Consider the following 24,688-nt stretch of genomic DNA (forward strand, 5'->3'; position numbering starts at 1 on the left):
GAGCTAATTCGTTCTGTTTGCTTTTTCGCATGTAGCAGTCTCTAACGAGCTAGTGTATTCTAATAGTCGAAATTGTCTTTTAGAAAGAAACAACTAGTCGAAAAAAGAGAAAAGAGATACAAATAAGTGTTTATCAAGCATGAATGAACAGGCGTGTTAGACCACGATTCTAAATTTTTATGAAAGAAACTGCTCAGTTAACAAATAGATAATATTGGAAAATGGTATGTATCCTGTTGAGAGTTGATTTATTCCATGAATACGTGCGAAGAATAACAAATTTGTAGCACTTTTTTAAGAAAGCTGACTTTGTGGCGCCCAAAAAATTGTAGCATATTTGCACCCGAATAGACAGGCTTTCAGGCCACATGCTCTTCTCACAACTATAACCAAATCAATCACTTCTATGTCTACAAAACTACTGCAATTTCGGGCGGCTTTCATGTTGTTCGGCAGTATGCTGTTGCTAACGCTTGGTGCTAACCAGGCAATGGCACAGGTGACTTCATCAGCCATCAACGGTTTCGTGCAGGACGACAAAGGGGCTGCACTTCCCGGGGCTACGGTCGTAGCGGTTCACCTGCCTTCAGGTAGCCGGTATGGTACGACGACTAACTCCGCCGGCCGGTACACGATGCCGAACGTTCGGGTTGGTGGTCCTTACAGAATTACGGCAACGTTTGTCGGTTTCAAAGAAAAAGTAACTGAAAATGTCTTCGCCAGCCTGGGTACAACCGCTGATGTAAATTTCAATCTGAGCGAAGAAGGCACAAACCTGAACGAAGTTGTTGTATCAGGAAGCCGCTCGGATATTTTCAGCTCGGAGCGTAATGGCGCTGCTACGTCGTACGGTCGTGAAACGATTAATACAACGCCAACAATTGGCCGGACTATTAATGATATCACGAAATATAACCCATATGGTAATGGTCAGTCGTTTGCTGGTCAGGATTCGCGTTTCAACAACGTTACCATTGACGGTTCGGTATTTAATAATGGTTTTGGGCTGGGTAGTTCAGCGCAGGCTGGTGGTCGTACGGGTACAACCGCTGTTTCGCTGGACGCCTTAGACCAGATTCAGGTAAACGTAGCGCCGTTCGACGTTCGCCAGTCGGGCTTTACGGGTGCTGGTATCAACGCTGTTACACGCTCCGGAACGAACGAATTTTCGGGCTCTGTATACGGGTTAACTCGTGGTAACAGCCTGGTTGGGAAAAAAGCGGCAGGCATTACTATCTCGCCAGCCCCAAATATCAGTGAAAGCACGTATGGCTTCCGGCTAGGTGGACCAATTATTAAGAATAAACTGTTTTTCTTCGCAAACGCTGAACATTTTACCAGCAGTACGCCAGCTTTGACGTGGTCACTCAATCGCCAAGATGGAGCTCAAGGCAACATCTCACGGGTATTATACACTGATATTGCTGACCTCGATCAGTTCATGCAGACGAACTTCGGCCGCAGTCTAGGACAGTATGACAACTTCAATAACGATGTAACGAGTACGAAAGGACTGCTTCGCCTGGATTACAACATTAATGACCGTCATAAGTTATCCGTTCGTTATTCGCATCACGACTCACAGTCGGGTCAGCGGATTAGCGACAGTAATAGTAGTAACACGGCCGGTAACGGTAACCGTACAAACCGGGTAGAAGCTATTTCGCCTGAAAATACGGGTTATCTGATTGCAGATAACACCCGGTCAATTGCGGCTGAGCTGACATCGAACTTCGGGAGTAAGTTTTCTAATGACCTGATCGTTACCTATAATAAGCAGATTGAAGACCGGACATATAAAACTGATCTGTTCCCAACGATTGACATTCTGCAAAATGGTAGCACCTACACTTCTATTGGTTTCGACCCCTTCACACCTAATAACAAGCTGAACTATTCAACATTCAACATCACGGATAACTTTAGCTATTTTGCTGGAAAGCACACGTTGACTGCTGGATTAGTTTATGAGCACTTCACATCGAACAACGTGTTCTTCCCGTCTTCGAATGGGGTATATGTGTATAACTCGATCGCTGACTTCAAGGCTGCCGCTTTAGCGTCGATTACTAATCCAACTAGTACGACTTCGCCCGTTACGGTCGCTCGCTACAATCTACGTTACTCACTGATTCCAGGTGGTGGCGAACCGCTGCAACGTCTGGATCGTGATCTTTACAGTGCTTACATCCAGGATGAATTTCAAGCGTCGCCGAATTTCAAACTGACTTTAGGTCTTCGTGGGGACGTTTTTGCCTATGACAATTCAAACGCTGAAGCGTTCAACAACCCACGTGTTGCTGCATTAACGTTTAAGGATGAGAACGGACAGGATTATAAAGTAACAACCGGTACTTTCCCCAAAGCTAGACTACTATTCTCTCCACGCGTTGGCTTTAACTGGGATGTTAGAGGAGACAAGACTACCCAGATTCGTGGTGGATCAGGTCTATTCGTATCTCGTATTCCCGAAGTACTTATATCGAACCAATTGGGTAACAATGGTGTAAATACAGCTGTATTTAACCTTACTAACTCTCGTGTACCTTTTGTTACAGATCCAAGCAAATTGCCTGCTGGCATTCTGCCTGCGGCTACTGATCCTTCTAGCTTAACAGGTTATGCAGTTAATGCCTCAGACCAGAATTTGAAATACCCTCAGATCTGGAAAACAAACATCGCTGTTGACCATAAACTGCCATGGGGATTAGTTGGTACTGTAGAATTCGTATATAACAAGACAATAAACGCACTACGGTATATAGACGCCAACCTTAGGGGGCCAGATCGGGCATTTACAGGTCCTGATACCCGTCCTCGTTTTCCTGCTTCCGGGGTTGCTACAAATGCTGTTAACACGGCTCGTTATTATAACCCAACAATTGGTAACGTCTTTGTCTTGAAAAATACGAAACAAGGTGATTCGTACATCGCGACGGCTAAACTGGAAAAAACAGCGTCTCGTGGCTTTGGTGGATTTGTATCGTACACGTACGGACAAGCAAGAGATGTCGCTTTTGTAGGTAGTACCGTACAAGCTAACGTACCAACAACGATCGGACAGAATTACCTGCCATTGGCATACTCTGATAACGATCTGCGCCATCGGATTGTAGGTTTAGCGAACTATCGCCTAAACTACGGTGGTAAAGTGGGTGGATCGTCAACGTTCTCGCTTGGCTTAGTCTCGAACAGCGGTGCTAAAATTTCGTACACGTTCAACCAGGATCTGAACGGTGACGGTCAAACAACGAATGACCTGATTTACGTACCGAACAGAGCATCAGATCTAACGTTTGTGCCACTAGTTGTTACAACAACTGGTACGACCACAACACCTGCGTCGTCAGTAACTTACTCGCCAGAGCAACAACAAGCTGCTTTTGATGCTTTCGTTGAAGGTAACAGCTACCTGAAGAACCGTCGCGGTCAATATGTTGAACGGAACGGTGCTCAGTATCCTTGGTTGACCCGTCTTGACTTTACGTTCATTCAGGAATTTTACGTATCTGTTGGTTCGAAAGGCAAACGGAACACAATCCAGCTCCGGGCTGATATCCTGAACGTAGGGAACTTGCTAAACAGTTCGTGGGGGGTTGGTAATCAGGCAACTACGTTTAGTCCACTTGCTTTTGCTGGACTTAACTCTGCAGGCGTTCCAACTTACCGGTTGGCTACGCAGCAGGTTACGGAGAACGGCCAGAGCAGAACGATTCTGTTACGTGATTCTTTCACGCCTAACATTAACGTCAACGCTGTTTGGCAGGGCCAGCTTGGTCTCCGTTACATCTTCAACTAAGTCAGCCTGACTTTGGAAATACGAAAAGCCTCGACCAGATTGGTTGGGGCTTTTGCGTTATAAATTATGAAACACCTCTTTCTACTTACCCTCTTGCTGACAGCTACGCTGGCTAGTACGGCCCAGTCTAAACGCTACGCAACTGCTACCGCCCTTGAACAAACGCTGGGCTATCAGCCAGCGCGGGCTAAACCCCTGTTGCTAGCGCACCGGGGTGGGCCAGCCAGTGACGAAACTGAAAACAGCCTGGAAACCTTTCGGCACATGTACCAGCAGGTTCCGGAAGCGATCATTGAAATGGACGTTCGAATGACGGCTGATAGCGTACTGGTGCTGTTGCACGATGATGACATTGCCCGTACGACAACAGGGCAGGGCTCACTGAAAAGTATGACCTGGGCTGAATTGAAGCAACTACAGCTACGTGATTTAGAGGGTAAGCCAACTAACCAACGAATGCCAATGTTTGACGATGTGCTGAAGTGGGGCGCTGGCAAAGTCGTGATGGCGATTGACGCCAAGCCCGGTACGGACCTGACAAAAATGATGAAACTAATCGACCGGTCGGGCGCGTTGAACAGCGTCTTTATCATCTGCTACTCGGTCGCCGACGCCAGACAACTCCGGGAAACGTACCCTGATCTGTGGGTCGCGTTGGGATTCGAACGCCCTGAGCAGATTGAAACAGTAGCCCAATCAATAAAACTGCACCACCTAATTGCACTGGCCTCACGGCAGGAGGCTGATTTTTACCGGCAGTTTCACGACAAAGGCATTGTTTGCACGGTAGGTACCTACGGACCCAAAAATCTGGATGAACAGCCCATGACGAGCGTTGCTGACGAGTATCGAAGCTATGTTAAAACGGGCGCTGATATCCTGACGACAGACCGACCCGCAGCCGTGAATTCGCTTTTTAAATGAGCCTGGGCTAGGAAAGCGGTACGTCATTCTTTTTCGGACTGGTGGCTAGTCTGAGCAGTTCTGTCCCGGCCTGATACCCCGCCACGATCAGACGGCCGATGTCGTCAGAAGTGAATTTCATCAGGTTCAGCGAGAGCGGTTCGGTTGGGCGGATGATACGTAACGTCAACTGTCGTCCGTGGAGCTGCTCGCGTTCGGCGAAGCGCTCGGCCCAGGCAATGTCATTATTGACCAACTGGTTTACCGTAATATCTTTCACGCGGTCCATCAGGTTAAGGAGATTGCGGTAATTGAACGACTCGTTGTAGATCTTTTTCGCGTGACAGGCTATACACGCAATCTCCGTGGCTCCGTCTTCAATGGCAACCCGCAACGGGGCTACTTCGCGTAAGCCACCGTCCAGAAAAGCCTTTCGATGATCGCCCCCAATCTGCACCGCGGGCATCAGAAATGGGAGAGAGCTACTGGCATATATGTATTCCATAAAGTTGGGGTCGAAGGCATCGGCATAACGCATGTCGCCCCCAACGATGTCAACCGCCCCGACTTTAATGGCCAGCGGTCCCGCCTTTAGTAAATCCAGGTCGACACAGCTTTGAATGAGCTTGCGAAGGGGCGTATTATCCAGCAGACCATCGAACCGGCTGATGAGCGTGTTATAGCCCAGCCGGAAACGAGAGCGGATGATAGCCACATCGCTGGGCTGGGTAATGTTCCGAATCCAGAATTCGATCAAACTCTTGCCGACTTTTTCCCAGTCGACCCGGCCCTGGTCGACCTGTTGCCGGGCAGCTTCGTTGGCAATGAACGTAGCGTTCAGGCTGCCTACCGAAATACCGTACACCTGCTCCGGCACAAAGCCGGACTCGAAAAGCGCCATGACGGCCCCGGCCTGAAATGCCCCTTTCAACGAGCCACCACCCAGGACGAGCGCCTTAATGGGCGGTTTGGCAGGGGGAGGAACCGCCGAAGCGTCAGGAAGCGGGGGCGTCGGATTGCTGATCATAAGACAAACTAGATAGAGGAACGGTGCGTAAGATGCTGATTTTTGGTAGAGAAACAAAGTAGACTGACGCCACGTCAAACCGGCTTTTGCGGACGGCTTTTTCGGCGTCTGCGCTTTACTTACTATACTTGCTGAAAAATTAGCCGTATTAACCCGGAACCCGGCCTGCATCAGCAAACCTGCAGGCATCCGATTGTTTACTTACAGCTGCTGCTTCCCCAAAATGGCCCTTACCATCGCTGATATACAGGCACCGATTGCTGCTGAAATGAGTCAATTCGAGCAGAAGTTTCGGGGCATGATGAAAAGCGAAGTGATGCTCCTCGACCAGATCATGAACTACATCGTGAAACGGAAGGGGAAACAGCTGCGGCCCATGTTCGTTTTTCTGATGGCGGGCGTCTGCGGTCCCATCGACGAATCGACCTATCGGGGGGCTTCGCTCATCGAACTGCTACACACGGCTACACTGGTTCACGACGACGTAGTAGATGACTCCAACTACCGGCGTGGATTTTTCTCGATTAACGCGCTCTGGAAAAATAAAGTAGCCGTCCTAGTCGGTGATTATCTGCTCTCGCGCGGGTTACTGCTTTCAGTCGACAATGGCGATTTTGATCTGCTGCAGATTGTATCAACTGCCGTTCGGGAAATCAGCGAGGGTGAACTGCTGCAGATCGAGAAAGCGCGTCGGCTGGATATTAACGAAGAAGTTTACTACGAGATCATTCGCCAGAAAACAGCCTCGCTTATTGCGGCCTGCTGTGCTGTGGGAGCCCGTTCGGTCGGACGCGATCCTGAGACAGTAGAGAAAGCCCGGTTGTTCGGCGAGAAAGTAGGCATCGCTTTTCAGATCAAAGACGATCTGTTCGATTATGGCACCGCCGAAGTGGGTAAACCACTGGGTATCGACATCAAGGAGAAAAAGATGACGTTGCCTCTGATCTATGCGCTGAACCAGACTGGTTTTTTTGAAAAGCGCCGAATCATTAATCTGATCAAAAACGAAAGCGACAATCCCCGAAAAGTGGACGAGGTTATTACGTTCGTCAAGAATTCGGGCGGCATCCAGTACGCCACCGAAGCCATGAATCGCTACGTGGCTGAAGCCCAGACGCTGCTTAACTCTTTTCCCGACTCGCGTTACCGACAGTCACTGCACCAACTCGTTCAGTACACCATCGAACGGAGCAAGTAAACCATGCCGCCGGAGCAGACCTGCGCTTCGTAACATTCGTCATTCGAGCACGTATCAGTTGGCTACTCCAACCGGGAGCTAAACCCTGATTGTCGTAATTCGGTTATGCAGTCTGAGACAAAATGCTCAGAGGTAGGCATAAACAACGTTATGATGATGAACGAAAAAAAAGTAAAAACAATCGCGCGGTTTCTGTTAGGAGCTAATCTGATATTTGCTGGTGTCAGCCACCTGACCTTTGCCCGCAAAGATTTCCGGGCGCAGGTGCCCGATTGGGTGCCTCTGAAAGTCGACGATACGGTGATTTATTCGGGACTGGCGGAGATTGCGCTAGGCAGCAGCCTGGTGTTAACCAACGAAAAACACCAGGAGACGGTCGGAAAAGTAGCGGCTTCGTTCTTTGCGGCTGTTTTCCCCGGCAACATTTCGCAGTACGTTCACAAACGGAGTGCCTTTGGCCTTGATTCGGACAGGAAGCGGTTTGTGCGGCTGCTTTTTCAGCCCGTGCTGATCTACTGGGCGCTGAAAAGTACCGAAACGAAGTAAGCATCGCAGAGACTGAACAGGACCGCAAACGGGCGGACGATGCAGAATGATGAACTTCAGGGAAGGGTCACTACCTTTGCACAGTGATTTTCTAACTAAGCTCCTGTTTCCTACATGCGTCTGTCCGTTCTTTGCCTGCTGCTTCTGGCAACAAGCGCCCTGGCTCAATCCCCTAAATCGACCCGGTCTACTCCTAAACAGCTCGCTACGGCAACGAAAGGCGCTAAACATCCGAAGCTGGTTGTCGGAATCGTGGTCGACCAGATGCGGTACGATTACTTACACCGCTACTACGATAAATTCGGCCCTAACGGCTTCCGCCGGATGCTGGACCAGGGCTTTAACGCCCGTAATAACCACTACCATTACGCAGCAACGTATACAGGTCCTGGCCACGCGGCTGTGTATACCGGCTCGGCCCCGGCCCTGAACGGTATTGTCGGCAATGATTTCTACGACCGTAAACTGGGTCGGTTGATGTACTGCGCGGAAGATACCACGGTGAAAACGGTGGGTAATACGGGTACCGCCGGTCTGATGTCGCCCCGGAATTTGCTGGTGACGACCATTGGCGATCAGCTCAAACTTGCCACCGACGGTCGGTCGAAAGTGGTTGGGATTGCCCTGAAAGATCGGGGAGCAATCATGCCCGCCGGCCATGCCGCCGACGGTGCCTACTGGTTCGACTCGAAAGACGGGAATTTTATTACCAGTACCTATTACCGGAAAGACCTGCCGCAGTGGGTGCAGGAGTTCAATGGCCGTAAACTACCGGAGCAGTTTATTACCAAGAAGTGGGAGATGAGCCTTCCCGCCAATCAGTATGTTGAAAGTACGGTTGATGATGAACCGTATGAAGCAACGCTGCCCGGCGAAGCCAAGCCGGTTTTTCCGCACGAGTTCGTTGTGCAGACCGGTACGCCTAAGTACGAGCTGCTTCGCACCAGTCCCTTCGGTGATCAGATCACGAAAGACTTTGCTGTAGCCGCCCTGAAGGGCGAGAAATTAGGACAGCACGACGTAACGGATATGCTCTGCGTCAGTTTCTCATCCCCGGATTATATCGGCCATGCGTTCGGGACCCACTCCATCGAAACGGAAGACAACTACCTGCGTCTGGATAAACAACTGGCTGAATTGTTTGCTGAGCTGGACGCCAGCGTGGGCAAAGGCCAATGGCTGGCCTTCCTGTCGGCCGACCACGGTGCCGCCGACGTACCAGGTTTTCTGAAAGAATACCGGATTCCGTCGGGGGTAAAGGGATACGGCGAAATCGGCGACTCGGTTAAAAACGCCCTTGAACGGACGTATGGCCCCGGAAAGTGGATGCTATCCTACTTCAATCAGCAGGTGTACCTGAATCACTCATTGCTGGCGCAGAAGAAGATCCCGATCCAGCAGGTTTATGAATTACTGCAAAGCGTGCTGATGAAACAGCGGGGCATCGTTAACGTTGTGAATCTGCACGATTTGGGTTCAGAAGCCATGCCCGAGATTCAGGCAAATATGTTCCGCAACGTTTATCATCCGAATCGGAGTGGCGACTTTTACGTCATGCTGGAAGCAGGCTGGTTCGAAGGTCGTACCCGGGGAACGACCCACGGTACTACGTATTCGTACGATACCCACGTCCCATTCCTGATGTATGGCTGGGGGATTCAACCCGGGCAGCTCCTCCGCCGGACGCATATCCATGATATTGCGCCAACGGTCACGGCCCTACTGGGCATTCTGGAACCCAATGGCTGCGTAGGGAACCCCGTCCCGGAAGCGATTGCCAAGTAAGTGTAACGACACCTCCCACCAATGGCGGCCATTGGTGGGAGGTGTCGTTACAGAACAAACTGAACTTCTTTGAAGGCGTAGTAACGAACCGCAGCCCCTTCGGTTATGGCCAGTCGGCCTGCCTCATCGATACCCGTGATTGTCCCGTCGAATAATTCGCCCGCGCGGCTGAACGTATGCTGTTCCTGGTAGCGGAACAGCGTGTTCAGGTAAGCTGCTTTCAGCGTATCGCGCTGACCATGCTGTAATTGCAGATAACGTCGTTCCAGTGATTCGCACAGCGAACGCAGCAGACCCGGCAGGTGATAACTATCGGGTAGGGGAGATTCCTGCTGAAGAGAGGTAGCCGTAGTAAGCGGAAACTCGGTTTGATTGATATTCAGACCCATACCAATGATCGACCAGGCAATACGGTACCCCTGAATACTGTTTTCAATAAGAATTCCCCCCAGTTTTTTGTTACCAACATACAGATCGTTAGGCCACTTAATACGCAGCGCACTATCCAGCAGGGGCGACAGCGTGTCATAGATACCCAGAGAAACGGCCATATTCAGCCAGAACTGTTCGGAGGCTATCAGGAAAGAGGGGCGTAACAGCAGCGAAGCCATTAGATTCTGACCCGGCTGTGCTTCCCATATGGTACCACGCTGGCCCCGACCAGCCGTCTGGTAGTCGGTAATGACAAGGGTACCTTCATCGGGCAGTGTATCGCCCGCTGCTCCCTGGACAATCATTGCTGACGCTTCGTCGTTAGTTGACTGACAGCTTGGCAGATATTGTACTTTTTGGCCGACGAAAAGCGTTTTGGGATAGATTTTGTACAAAAGATTATGTAATTTAGTAGTAAGTTGTTAATGTATGGTGCTGTAGTTGTTCCTGACAACCCGGCAGAGTACCCGCTCGTTAACAAACCGTGCAATGTTAATCGGAAAGCATGAGAATCAACAAAACCAGTGAATTTACCCCCGAGCAGATCCGTGACTTTATCGTTCGCGGTATGCAGGAAAAAAAAGGCCAGGACATCGTCGTAATGGATCTACGGAAGGTTAGAAATGCCATCTGTGATTACTTTGTTCTTTGTTCAGGTAATTCTGATACGCAGATTGATGCCATTTCGACATCTATCGAAGAAGAAGTTTACAAAGCCAGCAAGCAGGACCCGTGGCATAAAGAAGGAAAAATGAACCGGGAATGGATCTTGCTGGATTACGTAGATGTTGTTGCGCATGTATTCAAAAAAGACCGTCGTTCGTTCTATGATCTGGAACAGTTGTGGGGCGACGCCGAAATTCAGTTAATTACCGAAGATTCGTTGTCGGCAGTTTCCTGATAGCAAACAAATTTCCCACCGTCTGTGGGTTGTTTTAACCACTTATCCTAACGGTTTTACTGTAGAAACATTCGTTTGTAAAACCGTGTTACCCTTGAAATCTGTTTTGTACAACCTGAGGAAATGGCAGAAAACAATAGTAAGAATCCGTTAGTACCCCGTGGGGGACCGCGCAAGCCCAACTTTCAGGGATGGATTGTGGCGGTATTGATTGCTGCGATCCTCGGCATTACGTTCTTTAACCGGAGCTCGGCTGTCCGGGAGACTTCTCAGAAGCGGTTCGAGCGTATGGTGAAAGACCATGAGGTGTCGGAGGTCATTGTTGTGAATGACAAAATTGCTGAGGTGACGCTAACGCAGCAGGCTGCCCAGAGTCCGAAATACAAGAATTTGTTTTCTGATAAATCGTATTTCGGTAGCAGCCGTGGTCCTCATTACCAGTTTCAGGTAGCTTCGGGCGAGACCTTCAAGAAGGACCTTGACGCCCTGCAGCAGAATTTCCCTGACAACGAAAAAGTAGAGTACCGCTTCGAGCAGCGAAGTGACTTTGGTAGCATTATCAGTACCTGGGGCTTTCTGATCGTTATGATCCTGGCCATGTACTTTCTGCTGGGCCGTATGTCGGGCGCCGGCGGACCGGGCGGCCAGATCTTCAACATTGGTAAATCCAAAGCCGCTCTGTTTGATGCCGATAATAAGGTAAAGATTACGTTCAGCGACGTAGCGGGTCTGGATGAAGCCAAAGAAGAGATCAAGGAAATTGTTGATTACCTGAAAAATCCGGGCAAATTCACGAAGCTGGGCGCTAAAATTCCAAAAGGTGCTCTGTTGATTGGCCCTCCAGGTACGGGTAAAACCCTGCTGGCAAAAGCCGTGGCGGGTGAAGCGGGTGTGCCGTTTTTCTCTCTATCGGGTTCCGACTTCGTCGAGATGTTCGTAGGGGTAGGAGCGGCCCGTGTTCGTGACCTCTTCAAACAGGCAAAAGAAAAAGCGCCCTGTATCATCTTTATCGATGAGATCGACGCCGTTGGTCGCTCACGGGGCCGGGGTTCTATGCCCGGTGCTAACGACGAACGCGAAAATACGCTGAACTCGCTGCTGGTTGAAATGGACGGTTTTGCTACCGATTCAGGAATCATTATCCTGGCGGCAACGAACCGCCCTGACGTACTGGATTCGGCGCTACAGCGGCCCGGTCGTTTTGACCGTCAGATCAGCATCGACAAACCAGACATCGTTGGTCGGGAAGCCATTTTCAAGGTACACCTGAAACCAATCAAATTGTCGAACGACGTTGATCCTCGTGAACTCGCAGCTCAAACACCTGGATTTGCTGGTGCCGAGATTGCCAACGTTTGCAACGAAGCAGCCCTGATTGCCGCTCGCAGTGATAAGGAAGCTGTCGATATGGAAGACTTTCAGGATGCGATGGACCGGGTGATCGGTGGTCTGGAGAAGAAAAACAAGCTGATCTCGCCGGAAGAGAAAGAGATCGTTGCTTACCACGAAGCCGGTCACGCGGTATCGGGCTGGTTCCTGGAGCATGCTGATCCGCTCGTTAAAGTAACGATCGTACCCCGTGGGGTTGCCGCCCTGGGCTACGCCCAGTATCTGCCCCGCGAGCAGTACCTGTACCGCACCGAGCAGCTGATGGACGAAATGTGTATGGCACTGGGTGGCCGGGCGGCCGAAGACCTGGTCTTTGGTAAAGTCTCGACGGGGGCGCTTAGCGATCTGGAACGGATCACCAAGCTGGCTTACAGCATGGTGACCATGTACGGCATGAACGACAAGATTGGTAACGTATCGTTCTACGATTCAAAACAGTCGGACTACGCGTTCAACAAGCCTTATTCGGAAGAAACCGCTAAACACATCGACGAAGAAGTTCGTAAGATCGTCGAGTTAGCCTATAACCGGACCAAGGATCTGCTGACCGAGAAGAAAGATGCGCTGGAGATCATCGCGAAAGAATTGCTCGCCAAAGAGATTCTGTACCAGAACGATCTGGTTCGGTTGATCGGAAAACGACCTTTTGAACGCGAAACGGTGTACCAGGCTTACAAAAACAAAGGTGCCGAAGAGATCAAAGAAGAAATTGGCAAAGAAGCCAAGCCTTCTGAAATCGAACCCGAAACGTTGCCGATGTAAGTTGCGAACAGATTATAAATGCAGAAAGGGCTTTCTCCAGCGGAGAAAGCCCTTTCTGCATTTATAAATAACCGACAATGGAGTAAGCTGTTGATACGTTACTGACTCAAAGACAGGCGCTTCAAAAAAATAATTCTTATAAAATAGCATGAGTGGCGCAGGGTTTGGACATACTTGGCACCTAATGAACCAATTAACCGCGTCTTTGCATGCGAGTGGGCAAACCGCTGGCAAAGACGGGTCTTGAGTGTAACAGGCTTAGCTACTCAAAACGGTCTGATCGATCATGGATAAACGTAGTCAACAGCAACAAGTTCAGCACCTGTACTGGCGGGCGGGTTTTGGCGCTACGCCAGCCGTGATTCAGAAAACGAATAAGGCGTCGATCAGGCAGTTGGTGAAGAAACTGGTAAAAGATAGTGCTGATTTTGTGCCGCTAACCGGCGCAGAGCAGCCTGACCGTCGGAAAGAACTGCGCGGTTTGGTGAAGGATGGTATGCTGGACCGTAACGAGCTGAAACAGCAAATTCGGCGGCAGAACGAGCAGATTCGGGATCTGAATGTGCAATGGCTGGAACGGATGGCTTTGGGCGAAGGGGTAGTACGCGAAAAGCTGGCTTTCTTCTGGCACAATCATTTCGCCTGCCGCGTCCGCAATCCTGCCGCCGTACAGCAATACGTGAATACCATTCGGCAGCACACGCTCGGCAAGTTTGGGGATTTGTTAATGGCGGTATCGAAAGAACCTGCGATGCTCCAGTTCCTGAATAACCAGCAGAACCGAAAAAATGCCCCAAATGAGAACTTTGCCCGTGAGGTGATGGAGTTATTCACGCTTGGGCGGGGTAATTATACGGAGCATGACATCAAAGAAGCCGCCCGCGCCTTTACGGGCTGGGGCTTCAACGCCGAAACCGAATTTTTGTTCCGCCCGCGGCAGCATGACGACGGGAAGAAAACTATTTTCGGCAAGACCGGAAATTTTACGGGAGAGGATGTCATCCAGCTTTTACTGACCCGGAAAGAGACCGCCCACTTTATCGCGACAAAATTGTATCGTTTTCTGGTCGACGACCAGCCTGCTACGGATTCAGTAACGACGAAACGACTTACTGCCTTGACGGAGCAGTTTTACGCCAGCGGGTACGACATTGCCGATCTAATACAGACTATCCTGACGGCCGACTGGTTTTATGACAGTCGTTATGTGGGTAATCGTGTCAAATCGCCGGTCGAACTATTAGTGGGCATGCAGCATGCGCTGACCATTACGTTTCCGCAGAAACAGCCGCTCGTGTTCGTGCAGAAAACGCTGGGACAGGTGCTTTTTTACCCGCCTAACGTAGCAGGCTGGCCCAGTGGCCGTAACTGGATCGACAGTTCGAGCCTGTTGTTCCGGATGAAGCTGCCCGACGTTATTCTCAAAGCTGATGCAGTGACCGTTCGACCGAAGGAGGATGGGGACGTAAACACGCAGGTGCTGGACCGAAAAGGGAATGGGTTCGCCAACGTAACGGCCGACTGGACTACGTTCGATAAACCGTTTGCTGACGTACCTGACGCTGAATTACCCGATACGTTAGCGCAGTATCTCCTGCAGCAACCACTTGGGAAAGCCCAGCGCCAACTGGTACTGCAGCGATTAAAACCGGGCGAAACCCGTTCTGAACAAATCAAAAATCTGACGATTGCGCTCATGGCCCTGCCTGAATACCAGCTGTGCTGATCGTCCCTAAAATCTGATTCGGTATGAAACGGAGAGATTTTTTACAGCAGTCGGGCCTGACCGTAGCGGGAACGATGCTCATTCCTAACTTTTTGAAAGCATTCGAGATTAACCAGCTTGCCACGCCCGTGGCTACCGGAAAAACGCTGGTCATCGTGCAACTTTCAGGTGGTAACGACGGGCTCAATACGGTCGTGCCATTCCGAAACGACGTTTACTATAGGGAGCGCCCAACACTGGCTATTCCTGGCGAAAAAGTACTGAAATTAAATGATGAGATTGGTTTCAACCCGGCCCTGGAATCGCTGAAAAAGCTGTATGACGACGGGCTGGTAACGGTGGTTAACAACGTAGGTTACCCAAATCCGGATCGGTCGCATTTTCGCTCGATGGACATCTGGCAAACGGCCAGTCGATCGGACCAGTACCTGTCGACGGGCTGGCTGGGACGCTACCTGGATGCCAGTTGTTCCGGCTCGGGGTGTCTGCCCCATCAGGCCATTGAGGTCGACGATACGCTCAGCCTAGCGATGAAAGGCGACCAGGTCAATGGCCTGGCTATGCTGGACCCGAAAAAGCTCTATAATCAGACCCAGAACTCGTTCGTACACGGACTGGCAAAGCTGGACGCTGACCACGCAGCCGAATCGGATAATCTGCACTACCTGTATAAAACCCTGGCCGAAACAAACTCGTCGGCGGCCTATGTGTACAACAAAGCGGGTAAGGTTAACCGCACGCAGGGAACCTATCCGGCAACGGAGCTGGGCAATCGCCTGAAGACCGTATCGGAGCTGATCCAGTCCGGTGTGGCCACCAGCGTGTATTACATCTCTATATCCGGATTCGATACGCACATTAACCAGCCGGGTCAACAGGAGCGGCTGTTACGCCAGTATGCCGACGCCGTGAAAGCGTTTATGGGCGACATGAAAGCCGCAGACCGCGAGAAAGACGTATTGCTGATGACGTTTTCGGAGTTTGGCCGCCGGGTAAAACAGAACGCCAGTAATGGCACCGACCACGGAACTGCCAACAATATTTTCCTGGTTGGAGGAAACCTGCGGCCTGGTAGCGTATTCAACGAAGCGCCGAACCTGATCGATCTGGACGAAGGGGATTTGAAATACACCGTCGATTTCCGGACAATCTACGCGTCGCTGTTACGTAACTGGCTCAAAGCCGACGACGTAGCGATCCTGGGCCAGAAGTTCGATACGCTCAATTTTGTTTAAGCGGCAGATGAAACGAAGCGTTAATGATGGATCAATTCGCCTTCTTCGCGGTAGCTGAGCAATCCCCAGGTCATCACCAGCGCAGTTAGAATTACCGTCAGCATCAGCGTGCCAGAGGGAAAGCCGGGCAGCCACAGGCTGTTAGGAATACTTAGAAACAACAGTACCGTAATTAACCCACGGGGCGCAATCGGAATAACGGCCATGAGCTGTTTGGCGACCATCCCTTTGAACAGCAGGAACCGAATCAGGAAAATCAACGCAACCAGTACCGAACTACCCAGTAGGGCTTGCGGTTCCAGCAGCAGATTGAGGTCGGTGGCGTAACCAAAGAGCAGAAAGAAAAAGGTCCGGACAACGAACGTCGTTTCGCCGGTCAGATTCTTGATCTGCTCCAGCTCGCTTTCGAACAGGTCATTGTTAAACCAGCGTCGCAATGGTCCTCGAATAAATAACTCCGTGTTGTTCATGAAGAGGCCAAATACCAGTACCAGGAGCAGCGATGACAGATGATAGAGTTTGCCGATGTTGTAAAACAGGATCAGGCAGGTAATAATCGGGAAGTACTTAACCGGGTGATTGATCACGCTGATCAGGTATAGCAGAAAAATGCAGCTCACGACCGACAGAACGCAGATTAGAATCGTATCCTCCACAAAATCAAACACCGACCACCAGCCGCCCGGTACGTTGTAGACGGCAAAGTTGAAAGCCATAATCCCCATGATGTCGGACATGGACGACTCGTAGGTGACAAACTCCCGGCTGATGGCCGAAAAGTTCCGGACGCTGGGAATGGCAACGGCGCTGCTGATCACGGCAAAGGGAATGGCGGTCAGCAGGCTTCGGGCAAAAGACTGATCCAGCCACAGCGAGAAAAACAAACCAATTGCCAGTGTCGTCACCACAATGGAAACCAGGGCTGTCAGAAAAGCGCGCTTGATCAAATGGAAGCGATCTGATGATATTTCCAGCTCCAGAGCTCCTTCGAGCACAATGAGGATAAGCCCAATAGTACCTAAAACGGGTAACAACCGGTCGACGTAGGGTATTTTTACGTCAATAAGATCCGTAACCTGACGCAGGCCAATTCCCGACGCCAGCAGCAGAATAACGGACGGAATTCGGTACCGACGGCTGAGTAAATCGAACAGGTACGAAAGTAAAACGACAAAACAGAGTACGATAATCAGTTCAGTATTTCTCATACGTACGGTGGTAAAATCAGGGATTTGTGCGTCGTTCAGCGCTTTTTTTTAGTGAGTAAACAAGCCTGTACCTGAGCCGCCAACCTCCCGAAAATACAGCGAAGATGCCAGAAAGGAGGCAACCAGCGCTATATTCTATACCGATTAACTCCCATCGATACAGGAAGGTTAACGATGGATCTGGGTAGATCTTACCTGTTTAAACTCGATTAATCTTTAGCGCTTCTAACAACCAGAATGATGTAGTGACGGTTAAATAAAATAAACTGTCAGGCAGAGAACCCGCTGATGGTTTATTGCTTGTTTCATTTGTTTCTAACTCATTCGTTATGGCAAAAACTGGAGCCGACCTACTGGTCGAACGACTTTTAGATTGGGGCGTCGATACGATTTTCAGTCTCCCCGGCGATGGCATCAATGGTATTTACGAATCATTACGTACGCATCAGGATAAAATAAAGGTAATTCAGGTGCGTCATGAAGAGGCCGCTGCGTTCATGGCCTGTGGCTACGCCAAATTTACCGGTAAGCTGGGTGTTTGCTTGGCGACGTCGGGGTGTGGGGGCATTCACCTGATGAACGGCCTTTACGATGCCAAATACGATAATCAGCCGGTGCTGGCCATTACCGGCCACACGACCCACGATCTCAGCGGTACGTTCTACCAGCAGGACGTTGATCTGGTGAAAGTTTTTACCGATCTGGCCGCTTACAACGAACGGGTAATGGGACCGGATCACGTTGAGAATGTTGTCGATCAGGCCATCCGTACGGCACTGGGGCAGCGGACGGTAACACATATCTCGTTCCCGAAAGATTATCAGGACTGGGAGGTCAGTGACGATAAACGGACGGCGTCTAACATTGCTGATCACAGCAGCGCGACCCGCGTGAGCTATGACGTAGCACCGTCGCTGGCGCAGTTGCAGCAGGCGGCTGAGGTAATCAACGCCGGTAAAAAAGTAACGATTCTGGCGGGGCGGGGCTGCCTGGATGCGCGGGATGAAGTTATTGCGCTGTCCGATGCCGTAGGCGGCCCGATCCTGAAAGCCCTGCTTGGCAAAGGCGTTGTTCCCGACGAAGACCCACATACCACGGGGGGGATTGGCCTGTTAGGAACGGCTCCCTCGCAGGATGCTATGCAGGAATGTGATACGCTGATTCTGTTGGGAACGCACTTCCCGTACTTCGAGTATTTTCCCAAACCTGGGCAGGCCCGCACGGTGCAGATCGACATTGATGCAGCGCACATTGGTATCCGAACGCCCGTTGAAGTAGGCTTGCTGGGCGACTGTAAAGCGGTTTTACAGGGATTATTACCCCTGATTCAGCCCAAAAAAGACCGGAGTTTTCTGGAAAAAGCGCAGGAGCGAATGGCCCACTGGCGTCAACTAATGACCGAGCGGGCCACACAGGACACTATCCCGATGAAACCGCAGGTTATTCCGCACATACTCAGTCCGCTGCTGCAGAACAATGCCATCATTACGTGCGACTGCGGTAATAACACGACCTGGGCGGCCCGGCATATTCAGCTTCGGGACGAGATGAAGTTTTCGACCTCGGGGCTGCTGGCTACCATGGCGTCCGGATTCCCCTATGCCATTGCTGCTTCCGTTGCCTACCCGGGTCGGCAGGTTGTGGCGCTGGTGGGTGACGGCGGCTTTACGATGCTGATGGGCGAGCTGGCGACAGCGGTGAAATACAAACTGCCCATCAAAGTTTTCATCTTCCACAACAACTCCTACGGTCAGATCAAGTGGGAGCAGATCGTAATGGAAGGTAACCCCGAGTTCAACGTTGACCTGCAATCGATCGACTTTGCTGCCTACGCGCGGGCCTGCGGGGCTGTTGGTTTCACCATTGACGATCCCAAAAACGCCGATAGTGTAATCCGGCAGGCGCTGGCCCACGACGGCCCCGTCATTGTCGACGCCATTGTCGATCAGAACGAGCCGCCCATGCCGGGCAAAATCACAACCGAGCAGGCGCTTGAGTTCGCTAAAGCCCTGGCCCGGGGTGAGCGCGACCGGAGTGAAATTATCAAAAATTTGGTAGTCAACCAGTTCAACGAAGCTGTCGCGACCAAAGGGCGTAGTTTGCTGGACGTTATTCCGGGGCTGGGATAAGGATGAGAGGATCTCACTAAATGCACAGGAGTCGAAAGTGGTCTTTCGGCTCCTGCGTCGTTTTATGGCTAGTAGTGTTATTAGCTGGTTAGGTTCTCTCCTCGTTGTCTTCCCTCACGGCAGCGGCCCCTCTCCTGTTCTGTTAATCTTGTCGGCATTTGCTCTTACCACCCCCCGGCCCCCTCCTAAGACAGGAGGAGGACAAGCAGAAGTGATCTTTTCTCCCCCTCCCTATTTTTCTAGCCGAGCCGCCGTTGCGGAGGGGGCCGGGGGGTGGTAAGTAGCTACAAACTAAGCTTAATTCGCCACCTTGTGAAACCTCTACAAGATTAGCCCGTTCTGGGGACGGGCGGCCGCTGCCGTGAGGGGAAGCAGTGTACAACCGAACTAACCAAGGCACTAATAGAACCTACCGGGCTTACTGCTGCACACATTACCGTGCGCCAGTTGCTGGAGAAATTGCCGGGGCGTAACGTTCAGGTAGTACGTAAAATCTTTACTGAGGTGGCTGTGGTCATAGTAGCCAAAACGGGACACCAGTTCCAGCCAGTCAACGTCGGCGGGGTTTGTGGTATTCTGCAAATACATAAGTACCTGTTTGAAACGCAAAAAACGGGTCATCTCTTTGGCCGAGTAACCAAATTGAGTTCGTAGGCGCAGTTGCAGACTTCTTGGCGAAATGCCCTGTTCCTGCGCCAGCGTTTTTACCGGTTCAATGGCTGAATTTTGAAAATAAGGAATGCTGTTAAGCAACGTAATGGTTTCATCATTGAGTGGCGTTATGCAGTCCAAAAAATATTTGGTCAGTATTTCCAGTCGATCAGAAAGGGGTGGTGTCTCTACCAGCTGTGTCCATAACTCCTCAAAACGAGACGCATCGATCACCGAATCTGGCGTTGTTGTCGACAACTGATCGATGGGAAGCCCTAGAAGCCGGTAGAAACCATTGAGCGCAAAGTTGATCACGATCAGATCTGTTCCGGGCGGCAGCGTGTAGGTAAGCATTTTTTGCAAAGGTCCGAGAATAGTCACTTGCTCAATACGTTTCTCCTGATTGCCCACGGTAAACGAAATGGGCGGCCCAAAATTAAACGCCAGCATCATTTCGTAATGGGGCAGTAGCTTCTGCTGAATAGCGGGCGCATCCGGTGCTTGCTGAACGCAGTAAAAATGACGGAAAACGGTTGCCAGCCGGTCGTCGGCGTCAATCAATTGGCTATGTGTCGGCGCTACCATTTCGTTTTCTTACAAGTTTGGCGGAGTCTGCCTACAGACCTTTGTCTTATCAAAACGCAGATCACTACGGTTTGGGTCAACTGACGAATCGATAATTAGATACACACATGGAAACTCAGGCAAATTCGGCCGCGCAGACGGTTACTAAAGCAAACGCGCCAACCCTGCTCATTACAGGGGCCACTGGAACTATCGGCCAGGCAATTACGAAGTTATTATCCGAACGGGGAATTCCGTTTCGGGCGATGGTACGGTCACGTCAGAAAGCCGACCAACTGGCCGCGTTACCGGGTACTGAACTTGTCGAAGGTGATTTCAACGATCCTGCTTCCCTGGCTCAGGCCCTCGCGGGTATTGAACGAGCCTTTCTGCTGACCAACTCGTCGGAGCAGGCCGAAGCGCAGCAACTGGCTTTCGTGACCGAGGCAAAGCGGGCCGGGGTGCCGCATATCGTCAAGTTGTCACAGTTTGCCGCAGCAGCTGATTCACCGGTGCGTTTTCTGCGCTACCATGCTGTGGTCGAGCAGACCATTTGTGAGTCGGGTATAACCTACACGTTTCTGCGGCCGAACCTGTTCATGCAGGGGCTGCTGGGCTTCCGTCAGCCGATTGTGGAGCAGGGTAAGTTCTTTGCGGCCATTGGCGATGCTAAAATCAGCGCCATCGACATTCGGGATATTGCCGCCGTGGCCGTAGCCGCGCTGACTGAAAAAGGGCACGATAACAAAACCTACACGCTGACCGGCCCCGAAGCATTAACCCACGCAGAAATGGCCGAACAGCTATCGACTGCGTTGAGCCGACACATTACGTTTGTCGACGTTCCGCCTGAGGCTATGCACGATGCGCTCATCGTTGCCGATTTCCCGGAATGGCAGGCTGAAGCATTACTGGAAGACTACGCCCACTACAGCCGGAACGAAGCCTCAGCCGTGACGACCGACGTACAGGACGTAACGGGAAAACCAGCCCGTACCTTCATAGACTTTGCCCGTGATTACGCGCCTGCTTTTTAGTAATACTGAGATTAGCCACGTAACGAGAAGGTTTCGTCATGCAGACGTTAGAATACGTCAAAATGCTTCCTGACGTCTGCATGACAAAAAACTGTATTTACTTCCGCGCCCAGATCAGGCTGTAATCCATCTGGGTTGGGAGATTATCGGCCGTTGGTGTCAGACCGGCCTGGGTGAACCAGGCCCGGTGTTCGGCGCGGCTGTACAGGCGGCCTTTGGTGCCCCAGAAAAGCGCGGCCGAGTAATCCGTTGCCGCCAGCGGACCGTCCAGCGTATCGTTCAGGAACGTATCGTGCACCCACAGTTCTCCGCCGGGCCGGATAGCGGTAGCAAACCGGTTGACTAAGACCTGGCAGGTTGGCGTCGGCCAGTCGTGCAGGAGACTGGCCGCCAGAAGGATGTCGGTCTGCGGTAGTTCATCCGTCAGCATATCGCCGGGCAGGAACGTTACGCGCTCTTTTACGCTATCGGCACCGGGTCTGCCACTCTGGCAGAATTCATCGAGTAGTTCGGCCGCAACCGCCAGCACCGCCGGGCGGTCAAGTATCGTGGCGGTCGAATCTGGATTGGCCAGCAGCCACTCGTAGGTATAATAACCCGTACCGCCGGCTACGTCCAGCAAATGCCCGTCGCGCTGGCTCATAGTGGCGGCCACGATAGGCGACAGATGGCGCGCGCGACCCGCCAGACCCAACGTGAGGGTACGAGCCAGGTCCGGGTCGTCCATGGGCGACGGGCCATTCCCTTCTTTCACGTACGTAATGCCATCGGCCGCGTCCAGCGGGCCATCGTTCTGAAGCCGGCTAACCATCTCCAGAACACCCGCGTCATCTTTTTCCAGACCCACGTAGCCAACAAGGTTTATCGCGCTGCGCTGCGTAATGTAACGCCCAAGGTCTGTAATTCGCAGCCGGTTCGATTCGTCGTAATCAAGTAGCTCCATAGCGCAGAGTGCCGGAAACAGAACCATCGCCGGGCGTTCGGCCAGGTCGAACTGCTGGCGTAGCTCATCCAGCGAGAGAGGACCATTGGCTAACGTATCAAAAACACCTACATGACAAACGGCGGCTACCAAGAGTCGGGAGCCGTACATGGCCCGCAGGTGGCGGGTAATAGGAGCGAGGTCAAGTTGAGTAGTACTAAACATGCAGAAAATCTCCCCGGAGGGGCGTAGTAAGTAATGGAGTGAACTCTGGTATTGCCAGAGTTCAAGTCAACTGAAGAGGTTATGCGTCAGAAACTCGTTCTGGAATTTGCCGGTTGGGTCGTACTCGTTCACGAGCTTCCGGAAATCGTCCAGCTTTTCGTAACGTGATTGCAGTACCGACGGCGCCATCGTAAACAGTTTCCCCCAGTGCGGCCGGGCGTTGTAGGGCGATAGCTCCTTCTCAATCATCGGCAAAAGCGTTTTCACCGCTGGCCAGTCCTGTTTCCAGGTAAAGTGGATGGCAACGCTGGGTTGTTTGTAGCAGGGGCTCATCCAGAAATCATCCTGGTCGATGGTACGTATCTCCGAGATCAGCAGGTGCGGATTGATCTGTTCGCGCAGGCGTTCGACGGCCAGAATGGCATCGACCGCGTTTTTGCGGGGGACGAAGTACTCCGACTGTAACTCCTTACCGCTGCTGGGCGTAAAGCCCATTTTGAAATGCGGCATCCGCTCGTACCAGGGGCCCGGTACGCCCATCTGTGCGGTGCAGTTTTCGGCGGAGATTTCGACAATGGGGTGGAGGTTTTTCTGGGCAGGGGTGGCGCCGTAGAAATCGGCTTCCGGCGTTGATTTGCTGTCGTCTACTTTACTCTTGACCCACACCTCGTTGATGCGGTTTTTCAGCCAGTCGGTAAACAGACTAACGCTGTAGCCACTGCCCATAATCGTTTCGAAATTGTCTTTCAGCTGCGCTGTTGGCAGGTTTTCGTACACGTACTGCCGCATCTGAAACGTCGGCTGAACGTCGAGGGTGACGCGGGTTACGACACCGAGCGCACCCAGATGCACGACGGCCCCCCGAAATGTGTCGCCGTCGTTCTTACGCGATAGCGTTCGGGTCTCGCCCTTCGCCGTCACGATTTTCATCGCCGAAACCGCCGTAGACAAGTTTCCCTGCTTGATCCCCGACCCGTGCGTGGCTGTCGCGCAGGCACCGGCTACGGAAATGTGCGGCAGCGATGCCAGGTTGTGCAGGGCAAAACCCTTGCTGTCCAGATAAGGCGCCAACTGCCCGTATTTCAGCCCACCGTCGACCGTTATGGTCTTTGCGTCGGTATCTAGTTGAATCGCCTGCTCATTGGGTGGTAAACCCATAAATTGCTGCGTGCTGTCGGCAATGGTGTTGAAGCAGTGGCGCGTCCCCAGTACTTTCAGCTTCGGGTATTTCCGGATAATGGCCTTCGCCTGATCGAGTGATTTGGCCTGGTCCAGTCTGCTGGTGCTATAAATCAGGTTACCGGCCCAGTTCTGGATTTTTTCGTCGGGAAGCCAGCCTTCCAGCGGAGAAAGAAAAGGCGTTGCCAGCATAGCAGAGGATAATTTAATGAACGTTCGTTTTTCCATCGTGTTAAGGGTTGGCTACGAAGCTACTCAGAAAACCAACAGCAACCTTACCTTTACGACATGGCTTTTATTCAGATGGATGAATACACCCTGCGCGGTTATGAATGTGATGCAACCGGCCGGATGAGCATGGGGGCATTGATGAACCTGATGCAGGAGTCGGCGAACCGAAATGCTATTACCTATGGCATTGGTATTTCTGACCTGGCCGAACAGGGTTTTGGCTGGATGCTGATGCGATTCCGGGTACGGATGCACCACTACCCACGCTACGGGCAGACAATTCGCGTGGTTACGTATCCAACATTTGTTGAAAAATACTTCATTTACCGTGATTTTCGGGTGCTGGCCGAAGATGGTACGTTGCTGGCCGATGCCGCCAGTACATGGCTGGTGTTTTCGATTGCGCGACGGGCGATGGTGCCGCTGCCCGCTTTTATCCGGGCTATGATGGTACCGCCCGAGGTGGAAGCGTTGTCGAGGCTGCCGCTGAAACCGGACTTTCAGCTGAATGAGTGGGAAGCGGTCTCGGAGCGGCTCGTGGAAGTTGGCTGGACGAGTATTGACCAGAATCAGCACGTTAACAACGTAGCGTACGTGCAGTGGCTGCTGGAGGCCGTTGATCGAAAAACGCTGCTGACCCGCGAATTGGCGGAAATTGACGTAGTATACCGCGCCGAAACCCACTGGAAAGACCAGTTACGGATTCAATGGGCGCTGGAAACCACCGATTGTATTGTCCACCGGATCGAGCTGGAGGCCCAGCAGCCGGGCGAAGCGGCTAAAGAGGTTCTGCTGGCACGAAGCCGGTGGCGGGTGAGTTAACTAAACAGACTGTCAAC

Annotated in this window: 18 protein-coding genes; 12 read left to right on the forward strand and 6 right to left on the reverse strand. The window is 51.7% G+C overall.

From position 1 onward, the window contains the following. Positions 1–406 precede the first annotated feature (406 nt). Together HU175_RS07865 and HU175_RS07870 are read left to right on the forward strand one after the other, a co-directional pair. Positions 407–3,799 carry a carboxypeptidase regulatory-like domain-containing protein gene (locus HU175_RS07865; RefSeq protein ID WP_176566067.1) on the forward strand — a complete coding sequence of 1,131 codons (3,393 nt, stop codon included), beginning with the start codon at positions 407–409 and terminating at the stop codon, positions 3,797–3,799. 66 nt (positions 3,800–3,865) lie between these two features. Further along, positions 3,866–4,723, forward strand: coding sequence for a glycerophosphodiester phosphodiesterase family protein (locus HU175_RS07870; RefSeq protein ID WP_176566068.1), 858 nt, complete (start codon positions 3,866–3,868; stop codon positions 4,721–4,723). A 7-nt stretch (positions 4,724–4,730) separates the two neighbouring features. On the opposite strand, the gene HU175_RS07875 is transcribed toward HU175_RS07870, so the two are convergent. Continuing rightward, positions 4,731–5,729 (reverse strand): patatin-like phospholipase family protein, encoded by a 999-nt coding sequence (locus tag HU175_RS07875; protein ID WP_176566069.1) that lies wholly within the window; start codon positions 5,727–5,729, stop codon positions 4,731–4,733. Positions 5,730–5,952: 223 nt separating this feature from the next. Between HU175_RS07875 and HU175_RS07880 the strand changes: the two genes are divergently transcribed. The 3 genes from HU175_RS07880 (at position 5,953) to pafA (ending at position 9,258) form a co-directional block, all read left to right on the forward strand. After that, positions 5,953–6,927, forward strand: coding sequence for a polyprenyl synthetase family protein (locus HU175_RS07880; RefSeq protein ID WP_176566070.1), 975 nt, complete (start codon positions 5,953–5,955; stop codon positions 6,925–6,927). A gap of 156 nt (positions 6,928–7,083) precedes the next feature. Further along, entirely contained in the window at positions 7,084–7,473 is a 390-nt protein-coding gene (locus HU175_RS07885; protein ID WP_176569160.1) for a hypothetical protein, read from the forward strand. A 114-nt stretch (positions 7,474–7,587) separates the two neighbouring features. Continuing rightward, positions 7,588–9,258 (forward strand): alkaline phosphatase PafA, encoded by a 1,671-nt coding sequence (gene pafA, locus HU175_RS07890; protein WP_176566071.1) that lies wholly within the window; start codon positions 7,588–7,590, stop codon positions 9,256–9,258. Positions 9,259–9,305: 47 nt separating this feature from the next. Here pafA and HU175_RS07895 read toward each other — a convergent pair whose 3' ends face one another. Next, on the reverse strand, positions 9,306–10,085 hold the full coding sequence (locus HU175_RS07895; RefSeq protein ID WP_176566072.1) for a biotin--[acetyl-CoA-carboxylase] ligase: 780 nt from the start codon (positions 10,083–10,085) through the stop codon (positions 9,306–9,308). Positions 10,086–10,195: 110 nt separating this feature from the next. Between HU175_RS07895 and rsfS the strand changes: the two genes are divergently transcribed. From rsfS to HU175_RS07915, 4 genes are all read left to right on the forward strand, one after another. Further along, positions 10,196–10,591: a ribosome silencing factor gene (gene rsfS / locus HU175_RS07900; RefSeq protein ID WP_176566073.1), complete on the forward strand. Its 396-nt coding sequence runs from the start codon at positions 10,196–10,198 to the stop codon at positions 10,589–10,591. A gap of 123 nt (positions 10,592–10,714) precedes the next feature. Continuing rightward, positions 10,715–12,742, forward strand: coding sequence for an ATP-dependent zinc metalloprotease FtsH (gene ftsH / locus HU175_RS07905; protein WP_176566074.1), 2,028 nt, complete (start codon positions 10,715–10,717; stop codon positions 12,740–12,742). Positions 12,743–13,028: 286 nt separating this feature from the next. After that, positions 13,029–14,468, forward strand: coding sequence for a DUF1800 family protein (locus HU175_RS07910; RefSeq protein ID WP_176566075.1), 1,440 nt, complete (start codon positions 13,029–13,031; stop codon positions 14,466–14,468). Positions 14,469–14,491: 23 nt separating this feature from the next. After that, positions 14,492–15,703: a DUF1501 domain-containing protein gene (locus tag HU175_RS07915; protein ID WP_176566076.1), complete on the forward strand. Its 1,212-nt coding sequence runs from the start codon at positions 14,492–14,494 to the stop codon at positions 15,701–15,703. A gap of 20 nt (positions 15,704–15,723) precedes the next feature. Here HU175_RS07915 and HU175_RS07920 read toward each other — a convergent pair whose 3' ends face one another. After that, positions 15,724–16,911 (reverse strand): cation:proton antiporter, encoded by a 1,188-nt coding sequence (locus HU175_RS07920; RefSeq protein ID WP_176566077.1) that lies wholly within the window; start codon positions 16,909–16,911, stop codon positions 15,724–15,726. A 329-nt stretch (positions 16,912–17,240) separates the two neighbouring features. On the opposite strand from HU175_RS07920, the gene HU175_RS07925 reads away from it, so the two are divergent. Continuing rightward, positions 17,241–19,040, forward strand: a complete 1,800-nt coding sequence (locus tag HU175_RS07925; RefSeq protein ID WP_176566078.1) for a thiamine pyrophosphate-dependent enzyme — start codon at positions 17,241–17,243, stop codon at positions 19,038–19,040. Between the two features lie 399 nt (positions 19,041–19,439). Here the strand turns inward: HU175_RS07925 and HU175_RS07930 are convergent, their stop codons facing one another. Further along, positions 19,440–20,276, reverse strand: a complete 837-nt coding sequence (locus tag HU175_RS07930) for a helix-turn-helix domain-containing protein (RefSeq protein ID WP_176566079.1) — start codon at positions 20,274–20,276, stop codon at positions 19,440–19,442. 107 nt (positions 20,277–20,383) lie between these two features. Between HU175_RS07930 and HU175_RS07935 the strand changes: the two genes are divergently transcribed. Continuing rightward, entirely contained in the window at positions 20,384–21,292 is a 909-nt protein-coding gene (locus HU175_RS07935) for an SDR family oxidoreductase (RefSeq protein ID WP_176566080.1), read from the forward strand. Between the two features lie 97 nt (positions 21,293–21,389). On the opposite strand, the gene HU175_RS07940 is transcribed toward HU175_RS07935, so the two are convergent. Together HU175_RS07940 and HU175_RS07945 are read right to left on the reverse strand one after the other, a co-directional pair. Continuing rightward, positions 21,390–22,439, reverse strand: a complete 1,050-nt coding sequence (locus HU175_RS07940; protein WP_176566081.1) for a methyltransferase — start codon at positions 22,437–22,439, stop codon at positions 21,390–21,392. 66 nt (positions 22,440–22,505) lie between these two features. Next, complete coding sequence (locus tag HU175_RS07945) at positions 22,506–23,846, reverse strand: D-arabinono-1,4-lactone oxidase (RefSeq protein WP_176566082.1); 1,341 nt, start codon at positions 23,844–23,846, stop codon at positions 22,506–22,508. Positions 23,847–23,906: 60 nt separating this feature from the next. Here HU175_RS07945 and HU175_RS07950 point away from each other — a divergent pair, with 60 nt between their 5' ends. Then, positions 23,907–24,671, forward strand: a complete 765-nt coding sequence (locus tag HU175_RS07950; RefSeq protein ID WP_176566083.1) for an acyl-[acyl-carrier-protein] thioesterase — start codon at positions 23,907–23,909, stop codon at positions 24,669–24,671. Positions 24,672–24,688: the final 17 nt, after the last annotated feature.

Source organism: Spirosoma sp. KUDC1026 (assembly GCF_013375035.1).
Classification (GTDB): domain Bacteria; phylum Bacteroidota; class Bacteroidia; order Cytophagales; family Spirosomataceae; genus Spirosoma.